We start from the raw sequence: 17,071 nt of genomic DNA, 5'->3' as shown, positions 1-17,071 counted from the left end.
CCAACGCGAATCGATAGCTATCGGGCGACACGAACACCAAGCTTTAAGACCGGCACTGCCGTCGTGCCATCATTTGCAACGACGACATAGGGCTGGCCTCGACGCCATTGGGTAGGAGCAAATCGTGATTTGGGATCGGGATCCAAGTGGTACTGGTATCGTCCGGGCGCGAGTGGGAGGTGCCGAATGGCAATCCCGGCTTGCTGAGTCGTGAAGCATTGAAAACCACCATCGCCGCCGTCGGGCCCAATCAGAGTCATTCCGATGATCACACCTGCGACCGGTTCGCCGCTATCCATCGCAACGACCTTGGCCAGTGGAGGCCCGGTGACAGTCGCTTGTTCTTTGATGACACGGTCGTAGAACGTCGATCGATGGAGCGCCTGCTGAGCCATTGCCCGTTCGTATTTGAAATGCAGAAATGCAACAGCGCAGGTTGCAATCGCAGTCATTGCAAGTAACGAAGCGATCGAAAATTGCCTGCGTCTGGTTATCGTCATTGGGATCGCTGCAGGAAGTTCCCTGCGACTTTCTCGTTCGAAAGAATCGTCATCGCAAGCACCGTTCCGATGGCAGGCTGGTGTGGGGCAAGTCGAGATTTAGTTGCGTCTGCCCCGCCGACAAGATAGCATAATCTCCGCAATCGCTTGTCGACAAACAGATTCACGCCCGCCTGCACCATGGTTCGCGATTCACCACGCGAGATCATTGCCCACCACCCATGCACGCTGCTTGTTCCCACCGGACGACGCAACGGCACCTCCCACGGAAGCATCCATCCATGTATTCGTCGCTTCGTTTCAGGCTGCACCTTGCCGCCGCCCTTGTTGGTTCCCTGAGCCTCTTTTTCGGTAGCGTGACCGTCGTTGCGGAGACACCGACCAAACTGCTTCGCGCCGGTGCGTTCGCGATCGACATCACTCCGACCAAGTTCCCCGTCAGTTCGGCCGGCAGCATGACGCATCGGATGGCCGACAAGGCACATGACCCGCTGCACGCACGGTGTCTGGTGATGGACAACGGCCAAACGACGATCGCATTGGTGACCTGCGACAGTTGCATGATTCCGCGCGAGATCTACGACGCGGCCAAGCAACGGGCGTCCGAAGCGACCGGCATTGAAACCGATCACATCCTTTGCTCGGCCACCCACACGCACACCGCGGTGACGGCGACACCCACCTTTCAAAGCATCGTCCAAGACGACTACCTCGAGTTTCTTACCCAGCGAATTGCTGACGGGATCGTCCAAGCCCATTCGCAATTGGAACCGGCTCGCGTGGGTTGGGCGATCGGAAACAATCCGCGGCAGGTGTTCAACCGCCGCTGGTTCCTGCGTCCCGGAAATTCCTTGGCTGATCCGTTCGACCGTGGCACCGACAAGGTCCGGATGAATCCCGCCGCGAACAGCAAGAGCCTGCTGCAACCGGCCGGCCCGATCGATCCCCAAGTCCCCGTCTTGGCGGTCCAGGCCATTGATGGTCGCCCGATCGCGATGTGGGCCAACTACTCGCTGCACTACGTCGGCGGCGTGCCGGCCAACTCGCTTTCGGCGGATTACTTCGGCGAATTCGCTCGTCAGTTCTCGCGATCAATCGACGCCGACGACACAAAGCCCGCGTTCGTCGCCGCGATGACCAACGGAACCAGCGGTGACATCAACAACATCAATTTCTTTGAAGGCGCCGCACGGCAGCAACCGTTCGAACAGATCCGACTGGTCGCCGCCGATGTCGCGGCATCCGCACTCGTCGCGTACCAACGGATCGAGTATCTGGATTGGGTGCCGTTGAAAATGCGGGAAACCGAAATCGAACTCGGCGTGCGCCGCCCCGACGCTGAAGAATTGGCCCGCGCGGAGGAATTGATCGCCGAAGCCGGACCGGGCCCGTGGCGCGACCGCCGGTTAATCTATGCCAACGAAACGCTGGATCTGGCCAAGTACCCCGAGACGGTCCATGTCAAGCTTCAAGCGATCCGGATCGGTGAGTTGGGAATCGTCAGCAGTCCCTGTGAAACATTCGTCGAGACGGGCTTGGCGATCAAGAAACACAGCCCCTTGAAACCGACCTTCACGATCGAACTGGCCAACGGATACAACGGCTACCTGCCGACTGCGGAGCAACACACGTGGGGTGGTTACGAAACCTGGCGTGCCAAGTCCAGCTATCTGTCCGCCGATGCCGAACCGCTAGTGCGACAGACCTTGCTGGACTTGCTCGAACAGGTTTCGCAGTAGTGTTGATGAAGGCCCGGGTGATTCACGCAGGGTGGGTCAAATCCGCGACAACCTTGGAGGTGCACGCCAGCGGCGTGCCACAACAAAGCTTGGGGTCGCGTCAGCGCCCCCCACACGCATCAATTTGAGAAGTAACCCTCCCGTGTGCGGGAGGGTCGAGCGCAGCGAGACATCTGAGCTCTGAGCAAGTGGCTTGTTTTCGGATTTCAGGAATTTTCGAGGTAGGGGACGATACCGGGTAATCGGCGTTTGAGAGTTTCAATGTATCGACCACAGTCGAACGGGATGCGGGTCTGCCAGACGCGGTAGAGAATCCGGATCCAACTACGTGCGAGCTTGCGTAGCACCGCGTGGTGTTTCATTCCTTGGGCTCGTAACATTTGGTAGCGAGCTTTGGTCCACGGACACCATGTCCGGGCTGCGGCTGCAAACTCATGAAAGGTTTGGCGAAGGTATTTCGGGCAGGCATAGCGCCGTTGAACATGACGCTGCTTTCCGCTTTGACGCGTGATGGGTGCGATTCCGCTAAAGGAAGCCAGTTCATCGGCATCGGACCAGCGATCACGCTGCGAACCGAACGCACACAGAAGTCGAGGCGCAAGTGCTGGGCCGGCTCCTCGGAGCGAGGAGAACAGGTGGGCATCGCCGTGAGCCTTGAACGACTCGCTAATCTGTTGGTCGAACTGCTCAATCGTTTTGATGGATCCTTCGATTTGCTGAGCCAAATGCTTAACCGTCATGGACATGGGAGTGATCAGGGCAGAGTCATCGCAGAGCAACGGCGAGCTACGAATGGCATCGAGGGCTTCTTTTTGCCGCTCCTCATTTCGGACTCCGTGTTCTCGCAGAACCCGAACAATCAACCGACGATCAGCACGACGGAGTTGCCTGGGATCAGGCCACCGCTTGAGTACAGCCAGTAGCAAATCCAGCTGGTGGGATTTGCCGAACAGCTCCAAAACTACAGGAAAATACTGTTTAAGTACGCTGATAAGCTGCTGACGCAGTTTTGTTTGGCTGCCTACGATGAAGCGTCTTTGCTCGCAAAGCCGGTTCAGCAATCGCGTCTGCTCATCATCAGGCAGCCATGCCTTAAGGGTCTCGATTCGTTCGCGAAGAAGCCTGGCCAGATACATCGCGTCGGTAGGATCACTTTTGCCATCGCCACCCGGATAGCTTTCTCGATAGCGAGAGAGTTGTTTAGGGTTAATCGGGTAGAGAACGATGTTCTGACGGAACATCAAGGCATGGATCAGGGGGCCCTTGGACTGTTCGAGCATGATCGCGATTTTCCCGCCCTTGGCTTTCTCAGTCATCTTGGCGATCCATTGGTTGATCGCTTCGGGGGTGTGGGGCAGTTCCATCGCCGATTCTCTGCCTTGAGAATCAATGATGTGGCAGTCATGTTTCTGATCAGCCCAATCGATTCCAACAAAAAGCGCGATGGATTGGTTGAGTGTGGGTGAATTGTCGTTCATGCTGTAGTCTCACCGAGTTGAAAGGCTTGTGTGATTGGTAGTCCAGCCTCACCCACTTCGGAAACCTTATAGAGAGCCCGCTAAGCTACATCTGAGTGATCCGTTTTGGGATGAAGCGAGCGGTGTGCTCGGAAGTCTCGCTAAGCCGTCATGCGGCTGGGGAGGGGATCCGTAGCACTCCGCTGGCTACCGCTTCAAATAATAATCAGCGCGGCGTTGAGAATCCGCCATGCCAAAGCTGCGCTGCGGAAAGGGCTGCGCGATGGCAAGGACGCTCAACGCCGAACACTGAGGAGATGCTATAAGGGGAGGGTTTCCGCTGCCCCGCACCCACCGATGACAACAACGATGCCGCAAAGGAATAAAAACAATGATAAATCGTGCTCACTTCCCGCTAACCGTCGCCTTGATCCTGGCGTTTTTCCTCGGCACAACGTCTGGCACTGTGCATGCCGCCGATGACTCCGTCCATGATGTCGTGATCTACGGTGGCACCTCCGCCGGGATCGCCGCGGCGGTCCAAGTCAAACGCATGGGCGGCTCGGTGGTTGTCATCGAACCGGGAACACGAATCGGAGGCCTGACGACCGGCGGGCTCGGGCAAACCGACATTGGTAACAAGGCCGCCATCGGTGGCATCGCACGTGAGTTCTATCAACGCGTGCGAAAGTACTACGAGCAACCGGAACACTGGAAGTGGCAGCGGAGCGATCAGTTTCGCGATAGCGGTCAGTCACGAACGGGATCGGGCGAAGACACGATGTGGACGTTCGAACCGTCGGCGGCCCTCTCGATCATGCACGACTTTGTCCGCCAGTACGACATCCCGGTGATCTACAACCAGCGGCTCGACCGCACACCGATCTCGGATTCAACCAGCCGGGTGCAGGGCGTCACGCTTGAGGGCAAACGGATCGTGTCGATCCGTACCGAAAGCGGTCAGACATACCGAGGACGCATCTTTCTCGACGCCACGTACGAAGGCGACTTGTTGGCCGGTGCCGGCGTCGCGTACACCGTCGGACGCGAAAGCAATGCCGAGTACGACGAAACCTTAAACGGCGTTCAGACCCGCCAGGCCAAGCACCATCAAATCGTGCCGGGTGTCGATGCGTACGTGATTCCAGGCGACGCCAGCAGTGGATTGCTGCCGGGCATCGACGCCGACGGACCGGGCGAAGGAGGCAGTGGCGATCACCGCGTTCAGGCCTTCTGCTTTCGCATGTGTTTGACCGATCACCCCCCAAACCGCATCCCGTTCGCGAAACCCGAAGGCTACGATCCGCTGGACTATGAATTGTTGCTGCGCAATTTCGAGGCCGGCGAGCGGGGCATGCCGTGGATCAATTCCAGCATGCCCAATCGTAAGACAGACACCAACAACCGGACGGGATTCTCGACGGATTTCATCGGCCAGAACTACGATTATCCGGAAGCCAGCTATGCCGAGCGTGAAACGATCATTCAGCGTCACCACGACTACCAACAGGGGTTGATGTGGACGCTGGCGAATCATCCGCGGGTGCCCGAGTCGATCCGAAGCAACGTCGCCCGGTGGGGAACGTGCCGCGACGAATTCGAGCGAGAAGACGGCTGGCAAGAACAGCTCTACATCCGTGAAGCGAGACGGATGATCGGTGCAACGGTGATGACACAACACCACTGTCAAGGTCGCAAGGTTGCCGAAGCCCCGATTGGGCTGGCCGCCTACACGATGGATTCCCACAACGTCCAGCGCTATGTCGACGCCGAAGGACACGCCCGAAATGAAGGAGACGTGCAAGTCGGTGGCTTTTCTCCCTACGCCATCGACTATGGCTCGTTGACGCCAAAGACCGAGCATTGCGAAAACTTATTGGTCCCGGTCTGTTTGAGCGCCACGCACATCGCCTTCGGCTCAATCCGGATGGAACCGGTGTTCATGGTCCTCGGGCAGTCGTCGGCGACGGCCGCGATGCAAGCGATCGAAGCCGACGTCCCGGTTCAAGCGATCGACTATGCGGGACTGAAGGAACGTCTGGTGGCCGACGGACAGATTTTGACCTGGACCGGCCCCGTCCGAAAAGCGGCGGCGTCGGTCGCCCCCAAGTCGCTGCCGGGGATCGTCGTTGATGACGAAGCCGCCGAGCGAACAGGCTTTCACGCGACCAGTCAGATGGTCGGTCCCTTCGTCGCCGTCGGTTATCGCCACGACGGCGACACCGACAAGGGCCACCAAAGTCTTCGGTTTCCGGTAACGATCAAAACGGCAGGCAACTACGAACTACGTCTCGCATACTCGCCCAACGCCAATCGCGCCACCAATGTTCCGGTCATCATCCGCGCCGGCGGATCCACGCAGACGGTGACGGTCGATCAACGACGCAAGCCCGAACACAGCGCATTCGCCACGGTCGGCAAGTTTACCTTCCCGGTCGGACAGGCAGAAGTCGAGATCAACAACCGCGACACCGACGGCCACGTCATCGTTGACGCAATTCAGCTACTGCCGCTGGCGGATTGATTTTTTGATAGACCTTGGTGGCCGTTAAACCAGCCAACACACAGGAAACGACAAACCCGATCACCGCCAGTGCGATGATCCAGCGCGGCACCTTGCGCGGTCCGGTCAGTTCCTTCCGTGTGCCTAGATAGATCAACGCCGCGGCCAACGCCGGAATGCCCAACACCGTGCAGGCTTGGGCGATGGTGATCAGGTGCACCGTGCTGCCTTCGCGGGCCAGCGACGCGATCGCCACGCACATCCCGACCAGCAGCGCGGCAGTGGTCAAATGCAGCGGCCATTTGTCGTCCAGCTTGGATCCCTTGCCCAGCGAGTCGGACATCACCGTCCCGCCGATCAATGCGTTGACCAGGAACGAACTGAGCGCGCCGGCGAGGATTCCGGTACAGAAAATAAGCTTGGCCGACGCACCAAACAGTGGCTCCAATTGCCGTGCCACATCGCCGACCGAGGACAATGCCACGCCGTTGGGGTTGCCGTAAAAGACCCGCCACGACGTCACCAGAATCATCGACGTGATCAATCCTAACACGGTCATGCTGACAATCGAATCGACCATCCCCTGTCGCACTTGACCGATCCCCCAGCCTTTCTCTTTGACCAGATAGGCCTGGTAAAAAGCCCCACCGACCGAAAACGTGGTGCCGATCATGCCCAACAAGGCAAACACATCCGGCGCAGCCTCGGGAACCACACGCTCGAAATCCGGTGGGCTGATGAAGATCACGACAAAATTAAACAAGAACGCCAGCGTCATCAAACCGATCAGGATCTTCATCAACCCTTCGACGCTGCGATACAGATTTTTTAACAGATACAAACTGGCGATCACCAAACCGTTGACACCCAGCAACACAATCGCTCGCGCAGCCAGCGGCAGCGGATCGTCGCCGAACATCGGCTCCACGCCGCCGATCAATGCGATGTTGTTGGAGGACTGAAAAAACGCGACCAGCGTGAACAGTGTCACGCCGATCACGACCGCCACGGGGCGTCCCAACCGACTGGCCAATTCATCACAGGGGCTGTTTTCATAGACCGCCCCTAACCGGGCCGACAACGCGACCATCGCGATCATCAACACCGACGCCCCAAAAACGACGGGCAGACCGAGTAATCCTAGCGAAGCACCAACCTTGGAACTGGTCAGGATCGATCCTGGACCGAGAACCACCGCCGCCACAATGATGGCTGGACCGACGGCTTGTAAAATTCGTTTCATGGGTGATTGGGGGGCAGATGAGGTGGGCGGGGGAAGGGAGGGGAAGACGTGCGACGAGCGAGAGGTGGGATAGGCTTCCAGCCTGTCAGATCGACCATGCTGCAATGACAGGCTGGAAGCCTATCCCACTTGTTCTCATTCCGGGCTCTGAACCGGAGCAATTTCCAGGTCGGCCAGATAGATCGCGGTGATCGGATTGCCGTCGTCGTCGTTTTCGTGAGACGAATACCACGACATGATCGCTACCGTCGGACTCAATTCAATAAAGCCGGGGTAGGAGTTGTCGCCTCCACTGGGAAGCTCGGCGAATTCGTGCAACTCATCATCGATCAGCCAACACATCGACGTCTTGGGACCTTTGCCGCCGATCGACTTGCGGCCACCGACGACATAGCGATCGCCCCACCGCACGATCAGCGGACCGCCGATGTAACGATCCAATTCACGACGATCCCATTGTTGGTAGGGTGGTTTGGAACGCAGAAGCTGCGCCGTGTCGCTGCCCCGCCGCCCTACGGCGATCACGCTTCCGTCACGTTCGAACAGAAACGCCGTTTCGTCACCGCGGACTTCTTGAAAGATTGCCCGTTTGCGCCAGATCAATCCGTCGTCGCTCTCCAACATCAACGACTCAACGATCTTGCCTTCGCCGCGTGGACCGGCTTCGAACTTAGCTTTTCTGCGACCGCACAAGAATGCTTTTCCGTCAAAGGTATTGGCACGCCAAATGTAATGCCCAAACGTCCCCTCCAGCAGAACGGGACTGTGCCAGTTGCGGCCGTCCTCGCTCCATGCGGCATAGCCGAGGTGCATGTTGAGATCGTAATCGCTGACCGGGATCGTTGTTTCGCCGCTGTACCAAGTGCCGGTGTAGACGAACAACTTGTCTTGGAACACCAGAAAGTGCGGGTCGCGTGTGTCACGATGCTTGACACTGAACTGGTGGACTTGATGCCACTCTTTGGCGTCGTCGCTTGCCAAGATGATGACCGAAGCGGTCGGATGCACCATATGCCCATCGGGGCAGCTACGAAACGTGAGGTAATACTTACCACGAAAACGCACCAGATCCGTGAACGCATTGTGCTCGCCGTTATGAAAGACGCGGCGGATATTCGTGACATTGACCTGGGGTGGGCCGTCCGCGTGACTGCTGTGGCAACCGATGGCGAACCCAACCGCCAACAACATTGCTGGGAGCACAGGGGAACGCTCCATTGTTTTCATCATCCGTCTCGCCCGCCTTGAGGAATCAAAACTGCTGTTTTGGGGAAAAGCAGGGAGTATAACAAGACGAAACCCGGGCAAGGGACGTCGGCGAGACGAAAGCCGGACGGGGGATGTAGTATTACCGAAGCGCCGGCAATTCGACCAGCGGAAATTCATCCAACAAGGACTGCGGGGTCACGGGCGGAACCGGATCGAAGCCCCGACTCGCGATATCCTCGCTTCCGAAGGCACAGGCTTTTTCCAAGACGTAGTAGTCGTTGAAGCCGGCGATCATCTGGTTGATCGGCTTCAAATCAAACGTGTCTAGATGGCTTTGCCAATCACGGTTGAATCGATCCACGGACCGACGAAGCTCTCGCAACGGCCGGTCGAGTCTGTCGAACCAAAGCCCCTGGTTGGCCCAGGCAGGAGTCGGCGAATTCCGATTCCATTCTTCATGAAGCGAGGCGAAGACGCGCCATTGACTTGGCGAGGCGAGACACGGAGACAGCTTGGACCAGTCACCGCGAATCATCGACGCGATCTTTCGGAGATGCAATCGCGGACCGCGTAACAAGGTCTGCCGATGCGTCCGGCACGCCCAACGCAACTGCTCCATCGCCGCATCGAGACGTCGATGGCGGGTGATGAACGCGGGCTCCTCACCTTGCTCGGCCAACATCTGTAGGAATTCGGCTCGCGAACCCTCGAATTCATTCTCTCCCATCGCGTGACTTGCTCCCGCGAGACTACTCGCTCGCCGCCTCGGCGGTCTCGGCTTCGTCGGTTTCGGCTTCGGCGGTCTCGGCTTCGGCGTCGCTGGTTTCCGATTCGCCGGTAGCTGCCTCAGCGGGCTCCACCTCGGAAACTTCGTCTGGGGTGGCTTCGTCTGGGGTGGCTTCGTCAGCGGGCTCGACCATCGGGTTGGTCTGGACACCGCCTTCGCCACCGCGTTTGACGCGCAGGATGAACTTATCGTCTTCGACGCGGATGTCTTCGAACCGGCTCATGAACTTGGCGTTTTCGGGGTCCTTGTAGACGTCTTTGGCCAAGTTCTCTTGCCGCATCGCCTGCATGAATTCTTCGGGCACCGGTTCGCCGTTGAGTTCTGCTTGGTCGACGGTGACGATCAGCACGCCGCCGTCCATCGAGACGTCGAAGGTCGCTGATCCGTTGAAGTAGCGTCCCTTGCCCATCGGCAGTTTATCCAACGGAATACTCACGTCCCCTTCGACCTGATTGTTCTCGATCTTGACGTAGACCTTTCCCTTGAGGTCTTCGTTCTTGCTGATCAGTGCGTTGATGTCATCGGCGGTCAGCACCAGGTCTTCTTCGGGCGTCTCCCCGGCATCAAGTTTCTCTCGAAACGATTCGACCCGCGCATCCAATTTGGCGAGTTCTTCTTCGGAGTATTCGACGGTCGGCAGGTCAACCGGCGTGTCTGATGTGTATTTGGCGATCTGGCTACTGATCAGCCAATAGCCGCCGAATCCGGCGCACAGGATCGATCCGATGAACAATCCGCCTGCGATCAAGCAGCCCCACAGACAGCCGTTGCCGGATCCGGAACTCTGCACTTGCGGTTCGCTACCTGGAGTCTGGGGATCGACAAAATTAGACATTTCAGTTTTGTCCTTCACGTGAAGAGCGCGGCTTGGCGGGAGACGATTCGGTTATTCTGGCAAATTCTTGCCGCCACCGGGGCGCCAAAACCAATCGAATGCGGTTCAAAAATGCGATCCACCTGATCCTACGAGTCTCTGAAGTGATTGGAAAGGGACAGTCGTCCCCTGGACCGGCTATTGGACGCCTTCAAGCTTGGCGACGACGGACATGCGGTCAGCCCGGCGAGCTTCACTCAACGCCTTGGCCACATCCCCCTGGGCCAAAGACTCCAATTCCGCGAGCGCATCAGCGGACGTCCGCAACAGCGACGCGACGTGATGGATCACGCTTGGATCGCTGGAACGCAACCGATTCAGCAATCCGGCGGCGTCCCCCGCGTGCCGCCGGACGATCTGCCGCGCATACTCCAGTGACGATGTGAATGTTCCGTCTCCATCACCATCAACGCGAATCGCGCCCGTGGAGCTGAAGACGGTGGGGGAAAACGAGGGGGACGTGGGCTGGTAGGGCAGCGCCGTCGCCCAGGAGGGATCGGTGATGCCGGGACCGGTGGCCACGGCAGTCAACCACAGATCGTGCCCGCACTCGGAACGTGGCAGACGCCAAGTGACACTCGCATCGACTGCGGTTTCGCGGTCCGGCGGAGCAGCGACCGTGTGGCGAAACCTCTCGCGGCCGCAAACGTACAACGCGATCGAATCGGCGCGTGTCCACGCCGGTCCCGTCACCCGAGCGGTCACCACCAGGTCTCCCTGATCAGGATCCAGCGAAACCAGATCCCCCGGCTCCGAGTCGTCGTGGACCGTTAAATTCACCATCAAGCCATAGCTGACAATCACACGTCCTTGAACGAACGCGTCGATCGCGTCGGCGACGTTGATCTGCCCAGGGTCTGCATCGTCACAGCGAATGTAGGTCCTGCCTTGACCGACGATGAAACGAGCGACATCGTGCGAATCACTGCAACCGACCGGGGTCACGTCCAGTCCACGATTGATCAAGCCGCACCAATCGTGGAACAATTCCAACGTCTCGGTTTGCACCGCTCCCGAATTGATGATCTCCATCGCGTTAAAATCCAACGCTTTTCCGTCCAGTCGTTCGCCGGTCAAACGGTTGTGGCGGGCCGGCGAGAAGGGGCGAAATCCGCTGTGAATGTCGCGTGCGTGATTCAAGATCGCGACTTTGACATCGGGCGTCGACGCGATGTCGGCCAGCAATGATTTCCAATCGGTTTGCGTATGATCGGGCAGCTCGCTGTCGGGACGGATCGGAAAGATGTTGAAATGGCCTTGTTTCGTAGTGCATTCATCACCGATGACAGGCGTGAAGTAGGCGTCCGCGCCCATCGACTCGGCGATCGGCCGGTAATCGATGGCTTTGTTGTGATCGGTCGCGATCGGCAACTCGATGCCTTCGCCGGCCAACGTCACCATCCGCTCTTCGATGGTGCAGTCACCGTGCCCGGAATGCGTGACCGTATGCACGTGGGTGTCGCATGCGACCCAGCCGCGTGTATCGACCTGGCGTGACAACACCAATGTTTTCGTGATCCGTTGTCCCGCCGTCGGTTGAATCGTCACGTCCGCCAACGAGTATTCGAATCCTCGGGTGGCAACGATGCGATATTGACCAGGCGCGACACCGAAGGCAACTTTGCCGCTGAGCGTGTAGACCACACCCTGGCGAACGGCCCTATCGTGGTTGGACACGGCACCGACGGGAATCAACGCGCCCGCTTGATCGGTGATCGTGATTCGTCCGGGCATCGGGGCACCAGCGGGATCCACCAGCGAGATCTCGACCTGGGCGCGATTGCGACGTGTCTCCGCCGAAATCGGATAAAGCCGGACTTCCCCGATCCGAATGTCATCGGCGTCCGATCCATTTTGGCGAATCTCCAACCGATTCTTGCCGTCGATCACGCTGCCCGGTGGGACCGGGAAGTCGACCCGCATGTCATTCTCGTCGCGAACGAGTCTCCCCAGTGACGTCCCGTTGAGCCGGACGTCCCAAGCCTGTTTGACATTCTGCTGACGCAGTGTGAGCGTCCAGGCTTCAGCGTTGGCGGTCGATTCGAATTCTCGTTCGAAGCGTTGCGTGGGAGCGTTCTCGGGAAACCACGCCCATTCGCGTTCTGCAGTGGCCCGAACGTGCTGCAACGCCTCTTCGATCACAACAGGCGACCGATCACCGGCCCAAATCGACGCGATCGAAAGCCAATGGAGAATGCTCAGCGAGATAATGATGATGTTTCTCAATTCAATCGCCCAAAAGAGTCCAGGAATCTCAGCACCCTTGATTGTAGACGCCATTCGACCTCGGATCCCACCCGCTTCACTTCATTTTGCTTGACGCGATAGACACCACGTCTTATCGTGACGGCTTCCCCATTGCGGAACGGTATCGGAACACCGCAACGCAAACCTCCCTCGTTCCATGCAGGTGAACCATGCGTGCTTTCTGTGTCATGATGTCGTGTTTGATTTCATGTTGGGGCGTGGCCCAAGAAGCGTCAGAGGACCAGGCCAAACGGGCGATCGAACTGGCCAAGGTGGAAGCGAAAGCGTTGGAACTGTTCCAGGGCTCGCAAAAGCTGAAATGGGAAACCGAACCGCTGTTGCGTTGGACCAATCCGGTCTCCGGTCAAATTTATGGCGACGTTTACATTTGGACGCTGGACGGCCGCCCCGAAGCGATCGCGTCGATTTACAAATGGTTCTCTCCGCACACGCACCAGGCGACCGAACTGCAATCACTCAGCGAGTCGGAGTTGACGATGACACGCTACGGAGCGACGGCCTGGTCGACCGGAAAGGGGCTTGAGATGAAGTTGCTTGCCGATGCCCCCGCGCCGAGTGATCGCCCGTTTCAGCGATCCAGACAGATGCACGCGATCGCGGAACAATTCGTCGCCCAAGCGGAAGATCGCTCCGATCCGACGTCGACCTGGAATTTGCGCCGCTTGCCGAAACCGATCTACCGGTACCAAAGCGAAAAACGGGGCATCGTCGACGGGGCGATGTTCGCGTTCTGTCAAGGCAGCACGAACAACCCGGAAGTGCTGTTGTTGCTCGAAGCCCGCCAGCGAGACGGTCAAACACAATGGCATTATGGACTGGGCCGACAGAACAGCCTCCGCTTTATCGTGCACCGAAACGACGAGTTGATCTGGGACGTTCCGAAGCTGGCCCCGCCGTGGCCGGCCGTCAACCGGCCCGACCAGCCCTACCTGGTGATCAAATCACAATCCGCCAACTGATGCTTCCCGGAGGTGGCGCTGCGCCTTAGGTTTGACCACATCTTTTTACAATCTTCATTGCGTCAACGCCGCAGAGCATCGCTTGGAGGTCGTTCCAGCCTCGCCAAATCGTTTGCCATCCCGGTGGGTGATCGGATTTGCGGTTCTGATGACCGCCGAGTCTCGCCAGTGCATAGAAGAAATCGTGAATTGACCAGTCGGGTTTGATTTGGCCATGTCGCCAAGCGCTCAGCACACTCACGTAGTCGCTGCAGATAACTTCGGTCGCTTTGCGTTTCTTTGCGTCCCAACGACGACTGGCATCACGCATTTGCAGCAGAGTCAACGCCACCACTGAAATCAAAGCGATCGCTGGCTGCAAACGTTCTTCGCTAGTGAATTGCGGGCTCTCAATGCTACATCCTGTTTTCATCCCTTTGTGATACTCTTCAATGATCCAGCGACATTCGTACCAACCGACAACCTGATAGGCATCTTCAAAATCAAGTACGGGTTGGTTTGTAATCAAAAACCATTCCAGACGCTCTTCTCCGGCGGGCGGATCTTCTTCCCAGACTCGAACAACCCAGACGGCAAGCGGATCGTTGCCGTGTTCTCCTAGTTTCTTCGCGGGTGGTTTGATTTGAACCGGGGCAAATGAGACAGCCATCTTCGCCTCACGAGCCCGTCGATTGGCTGATTTCTTTTTGCCTTTGCGAACCCGTACTTTCTTGTCGACTTTGCTCGTTACCGATAACGTCCAGTGTCCTGCTGGCGGAAGGCTGGCAGCATAGTTGCGAAGGTAACAGGCTTGATCGCTACTGCCTTGATCGCCATGTCCAGGAATGATCGCCCGATTATGAGAGGCACGAATGACGAACCTACGGCCGCTGGCCAATTCATGTTCGAGGAACTCGAACGTGTCAGCTCCTCGATCACAAACATCAACGAGTTTCTCGCTGTTAGCCAGTGGATCGGCACCGCGCAACCACAATCGACTCTCTCGTGATTCACGCTTGCGTTTCTGAGCGGTCAGTTCGTCTTTGGGAGCATCCTCCCGATGGTGCAAAACCTGATTGCACAATCCAATTACTTGCCGTGTTTTCGGGTTCACGGCCAAGCTGTTTTGCGCGATGTACCCACGGCGATTGCCGTTGCCAATTTGGCCCATGTCATCGGAAAGTGACTTGTGATTGGTAAAATCCAGCTCGGTGGCATCATGAAGAATCAGGACTGGGCCTCTGATTTGCTTGATCTTGTGCCAGGTTGCCTCACGATGAGATGCGAGAATTGCCTCATGCGTCACCTGGTCACGGTCCATCAACCGGTAGAAAGCCCTGAGGTCTTTGGGGCTATTGAATTTCTGTGGCAATGTTCCACTTGGTCGTCGAGCCATTGAGTCAGCAAGTTGTACGAGACGATTTGTTCTACGTTTGTCGCCGAGTTGAGCGTTGGCAAAGTTGACTTGTCCAAATGTTTGCAGGGGCAAAACCATGGGGGGCCTTCCGTGATACGAGTGCTGGTAGCCATTCCGTCACCAGCAACCATCTCAACCCGCCGTCGCGAATCAATCGCAGCGTGTGTTCCACGCCACGGTTCCCACAGGGAAAAAACTCCAGGCATCGCCAAATTACCAGATCAACCTTACCAAGCTTGACTCATTTACAAAGATCAACAATTGGTTTCACAGCCGCGCCAACTCGACACATCCGCCGGCAAACAAAAAGATGTGGTCAAACCTAAGCGCTGCGCTGACCTCCGGCTACTCGCTGTCAACCCTCCGGGATACTCGGTTCGCGATCGCTCTCAATGAACAACAATCGGGGTGCTTGTTGTTAACGGTCGAGCCAATCGAAGCGCTGGTCCTGTGATAGACTGACGCGATTCACTGAACTCTCCACCCGAGACATTTATCTAAAGGACCCCTCAGACATGGCGAAGAAGCACATCACGTTGCAACACAGCGAGAGCGTCATCGTGCAGGCCGCGGCTCAGATTTATTCCGCCTACATCGCCAGCGGACGAGCCGCCGACGGCGACAACACGAAATACCTGAAACAGTCGATCAAGGACGCCATCACGATTGCCAGAAGCGTCGATGATGCGGTGATCAGCGACGGAGAAATGGAGTAGTCGGCTGCAACGCGGCCATCGCATCATTCGTGCGAACGAATCATTCGCGCTTTCGGGCGCTGCCTTCGTCGCCGCCCATCAGCGTCATCAGCGCAACGACGGTGGATTCGACGCCGCGAATGACAGCCGGCCGGGATTCGATCTTGAACAGTGGCGAGTGGTGACTCGGCACCGCGTCGCCGCCGGCTGCTTCGGTGTCGAAGGCGGATTGCGGGGTACCACCGACAGACCAATAGACCGACGGGATCGTCGGATCGCTGGTGAAGATTGGGAAATCTTCGGCCCCCATCCCTTTGGACGGTTCGTCGATGACTTGATCTTCGCCAATGTTTTTCTGCCATGCGGCTCGCAGTCGCCGCGCCAGTTCGGGCGTGTTGTTTGTCGGCGGTACACCTTCTTTGGACACGGTGACTTCGGGCAACTTGTCTTCCGGTAACCCCGCCACGCGTCCCATGTTGGTTGCGATTCTGCGGATGCCATCCAACAGCGTCTTGCGTGTTTCCGGACTGGTGCTACGGACGGTCAGCTGAAGATGTGCTCTGTCGGAGATGATGTTGTGTTTCGTTCCGGAATGAAAGGAACCGACCGTCACCACCCCCGGAACACGCGGCGCGATCTCGCGGGAAACCAGAGTTTGTAGCGTCAACACGATTTGGCTGCCCAGGACGATGGGATCTTTTCCCCGGTGCGGGCTCGCGCCATGCGCCCCGATACCGTGGACGACGATGTCGACCGTGTCGGAACCGGCATACGGGCTGCCTTCGGTAACATTGATCAATCCGGATCGGTCGCGTGAGGTGACGTGGAACGCGAGTGCATAATCGGGGACGCCGAAACGTTCCCACAATCGATCTTGTTTCATCGCACGGGCGCCCATCACACGCTCTTCGGCCGGTTGCATGATCAACATCAACGTGCCTTGCCAGGCATCGCGGTGAGCGGACATGTAGCGTGCCGTCCCGACTAGGCTGGTCATATGTACGTCATGACCACAGGCATGCATCACGGGAACCACCTCACCGGTGATCGGGCTCTGCTGGGTCACTTTGGACGCGTTGGGAAGTCCCGATTTTTCTTCGACGGGCAATCCGTCCATGTCGGCCCGCATCATCACCGTCGGCCCCTCGCCGTTGCGCAGCAGCGCGACGACTCCCGTGCCTCCGACGCCTTCGGTGACATCAAACCCGACGGCGCGCATCTCCCGCGCCATCCTGGCCGCGGTCTTGTATTCGACCAACGACAACTCGGGATTGCGGTGAAAGTGATCGAACAGATCTGCCAGATGCGTTTCATAGTCGGCGCGGACCGACTGTCGTAAGTCCTCGGCGAACGCTCTCGGCGGGACCAGGATCGCGAGCAACAAGAGCATCAGGCAGGTCGGTTTCATCGGCTAGACTCCGGTTGATGAACAACGCTGGGG

At 57.9% G+C, this 17,071-nt stretch carries 13 protein-coding genes; 4 read left to right on the top strand and 9 right to left on the bottom strand.

Annotation, left to right across the window (positions count from 1 at the left end):
* Window positions 1–17 precede the first annotated feature (17 nt).
* Window positions 18–395 carry a hypothetical protein gene (locus tag TBK1r_RS29215; RefSeq protein WP_419580499.1) on the bottom strand — a complete coding sequence of 126 codons (378 nt, stop codon included), beginning with the start codon at window positions 393–395 and terminating at the stop codon, window positions 18–20.
* 386 nt (window positions 396–781) lie between these two features.
* Here TBK1r_RS29215 and TBK1r_RS29210 point away from each other — a divergent pair, with 386 nt between their 5' ends.
* A complete protein-coding gene (locus TBK1r_RS29210; RefSeq protein ID WP_419580498.1) occupies window positions 782–2,239 on the top strand; it encodes a neutral/alkaline non-lysosomal ceramidase N-terminal domain-containing protein in 1,458 nt (485 codons plus the stop codon).
* A 206-nt stretch (window positions 2,240–2,445) separates the two neighbouring features.
* Here TBK1r_RS29210 and TBK1r_RS29205 read toward each other — a convergent pair whose 3' ends face one another.
* A complete protein-coding gene (locus tag TBK1r_RS29205) occupies window positions 2,446–3,717 on the bottom strand; it encodes an IS110 family RNA-guided transposase (RefSeq protein WP_145206998.1) in 1,272 nt (423 codons plus the stop codon).
* A gap of 370 nt (window positions 3,718–4,087) precedes the next feature.
* Between TBK1r_RS29205 and TBK1r_RS29200 the strand changes: the two genes are divergently transcribed.
* A complete protein-coding gene (locus tag TBK1r_RS29200) occupies window positions 4,088–6,220 on the top strand; it encodes an FAD-dependent oxidoreductase (protein ID WP_145218569.1) in 2,133 nt (710 codons plus the stop codon).
* On the opposite strand, the gene TBK1r_RS29195 is transcribed toward TBK1r_RS29200, so the two are convergent.
* From TBK1r_RS29195 to TBK1r_RS29175, 5 genes are all read right to left on the bottom strand, one after another.
* Window positions 6,180–7,442: an NRAMP family divalent metal transporter gene (locus tag TBK1r_RS29195; RefSeq protein ID WP_145218567.1), complete on the bottom strand. Its 1,263-nt coding sequence runs from the start codon at window positions 7,440–7,442 to the stop codon at window positions 6,180–6,182. The two genes, TBK1r_RS29200 and TBK1r_RS29195, sit on opposite strands and share 41 nt — an antisense overlap.
* 135 nt (window positions 7,443–7,577) lie before the next feature.
* Window positions 7,578–8,660 (bottom strand): hypothetical protein, encoded by a 1,083-nt coding sequence (locus TBK1r_RS29190; protein WP_145218565.1) that lies wholly within the window; start codon window positions 8,658–8,660, stop codon window positions 7,578–7,580.
* 130 nt (window positions 8,661–8,790) lie between these two features.
* Entirely contained in the window at window positions 8,791–9,378 is a 588-nt protein-coding gene (locus TBK1r_RS29185) for a hypothetical protein (protein WP_145218563.1), read from the bottom strand.
* Between the two features lie 22 nt (window positions 9,379–9,400).
* Window positions 9,401–10,273 carry a hypothetical protein gene (locus TBK1r_RS29180; protein WP_145218561.1) on the bottom strand — a complete coding sequence of 291 codons (873 nt, stop codon included), beginning with the start codon at window positions 10,271–10,273 and terminating at the stop codon, window positions 9,401–9,403.
* A 177-nt stretch (window positions 10,274–10,450) separates the two neighbouring features.
* Window positions 10,451–12,592 carry a CehA/McbA family metallohydrolase gene (locus TBK1r_RS29175; protein ID WP_145218559.1) on the bottom strand — a complete coding sequence of 714 codons (2,142 nt, stop codon included), beginning with the start codon at window positions 12,590–12,592 and terminating at the stop codon, window positions 10,451–10,453.
* A 137-nt stretch (window positions 12,593–12,729) separates the two neighbouring features.
* On the opposite strand from TBK1r_RS29175, the gene TBK1r_RS29170 reads away from it, so the two are divergent.
* On the top strand, window positions 12,730–13,539 hold the full coding sequence (locus TBK1r_RS29170) for a hypothetical protein (RefSeq protein ID WP_145218557.1): 810 nt from the start codon (window positions 12,730–12,732) through the stop codon (window positions 13,537–13,539).
* A gap of 25 nt (window positions 13,540–13,564) precedes the next feature.
* On the opposite strand, the gene TBK1r_RS29165 is transcribed toward TBK1r_RS29170, so the two are convergent.
* On the bottom strand, window positions 13,565–15,013 hold the full coding sequence (locus TBK1r_RS29165) for an IS4 family transposase (RefSeq protein ID WP_145211934.1): 1,449 nt from the start codon (window positions 15,011–15,013) through the stop codon (window positions 13,565–13,567).
* A gap of 437 nt (window positions 15,014–15,450) precedes the next feature.
* Here TBK1r_RS29165 and TBK1r_RS29160 point away from each other — a divergent pair, with 437 nt between their 5' ends.
* Window positions 15,451–15,651 carry a hypothetical protein gene (locus TBK1r_RS29160; RefSeq protein WP_145218555.1) on the top strand — a complete coding sequence of 67 codons (201 nt, stop codon included), beginning with the start codon at window positions 15,451–15,453 and terminating at the stop codon, window positions 15,649–15,651.
* A gap of 40 nt (window positions 15,652–15,691) precedes the next feature.
* Here the strand turns inward: TBK1r_RS29160 and TBK1r_RS29155 are convergent, their stop codons facing one another.
* Window positions 15,692–17,038, bottom strand: coding sequence for an amidohydrolase (locus TBK1r_RS29155; protein ID WP_145218552.1), 1,347 nt, complete (start codon window positions 17,036–17,038; stop codon window positions 15,692–15,694).
* Between the last annotated feature and the right edge of the window lie 33 nt (window positions 17,039–17,071).

Origin of the sequence: Stieleria magnilauensis (assembly GCA_007753675.1) — a bacterium.
Classification (GTDB): domain Bacteria; phylum Planctomycetota; class Planctomycetia; order Pirellulales; family Pirellulaceae; genus Stieleria; species Stieleria magnilauensis.
This window is presented reverse-complemented; position numbering and strand designations above follow the sequence as displayed.

What these genes read in the sequence shown, in the direction of transcription:
- TBK1r_RS29215 (WP_419580499.1), bottom strand. Translation starts at nt 395, where the DNA reads ATGGCTCAGCAGGCGCTCCATCGATCGACGTTCTACGACCGTGTCATC.
- TBK1r_RS29210 (WP_419580498.1), top strand. Translation starts at nt 782, where the DNA reads ATGTATTCGTCGCTTCGTTTCAGGCTGCACCTTGCCGCCGCCCTTGTT.
- TBK1r_RS29205 (WP_145206998.1), bottom strand. Translation starts at nt 3,717, where the DNA reads ATGAACGACAATTCACCCACACTCAACCAATCCATCGCGCTTTTTGTT.
- TBK1r_RS29200 (WP_145218569.1), top strand. Translation starts at nt 4,088, where the DNA reads ATGATAAATCGTGCTCACTTCCCGCTAACCGTCGCCTTGATCCTGGCG.
- TBK1r_RS29195 (WP_145218567.1), bottom strand. Translation starts at nt 7,442, where the DNA reads ATGAAACGAATTTTACAAGCCGTCGGTCCAGCCATCATTGTGGCGGCG.
- TBK1r_RS29190 (WP_145218565.1), bottom strand. Translation starts at nt 8,660, where the DNA reads ATGGAGCGTTCCCCTGTGCTCCCAGCAATGTTGTTGGCGGTTGGGTTC.
- TBK1r_RS29185 (WP_145218563.1), bottom strand. Translation starts at nt 9,378, where the DNA reads ATGGGAGAGAATGAATTCGAGGGTTCGCGAGCCGAATTCCTACAGATG.
- TBK1r_RS29180 (WP_145218561.1), bottom strand. Translation starts at nt 10,273, where the DNA reads ATGTCTAATTTTGTCGATCCCCAGACTCCAGGTAGCGAACCGCAAGTG.
- TBK1r_RS29175 (WP_145218559.1), bottom strand. Translation starts at nt 12,592, where the DNA reads ATGGCGTCTACAATCAAGGGTGCTGAGATTCCTGGACTCTTTTGGGCG.
- TBK1r_RS29170 (WP_145218557.1), top strand. Translation starts at nt 12,730, where the DNA reads ATGCGTGCTTTCTGTGTCATGATGTCGTGTTTGATTTCATGTTGGGGC.
- TBK1r_RS29165 (WP_145211934.1), bottom strand. Translation starts at nt 15,013, where the DNA reads ATGGTTTTGCCCCTGCAAACATTTGGACAAGTCAACTTTGCCAACGCT.
- TBK1r_RS29160 (WP_145218555.1), top strand. Translation starts at nt 15,451, where the DNA reads ATGGCGAAGAAGCACATCACGTTGCAACACAGCGAGAGCGTCATCGTG.
- TBK1r_RS29155 (WP_145218552.1), bottom strand. Translation starts at nt 17,038, where the DNA reads ATGAAACCGACCTGCCTGATGCTCTTGTTGCTCGCGATCCTGGTCCCG.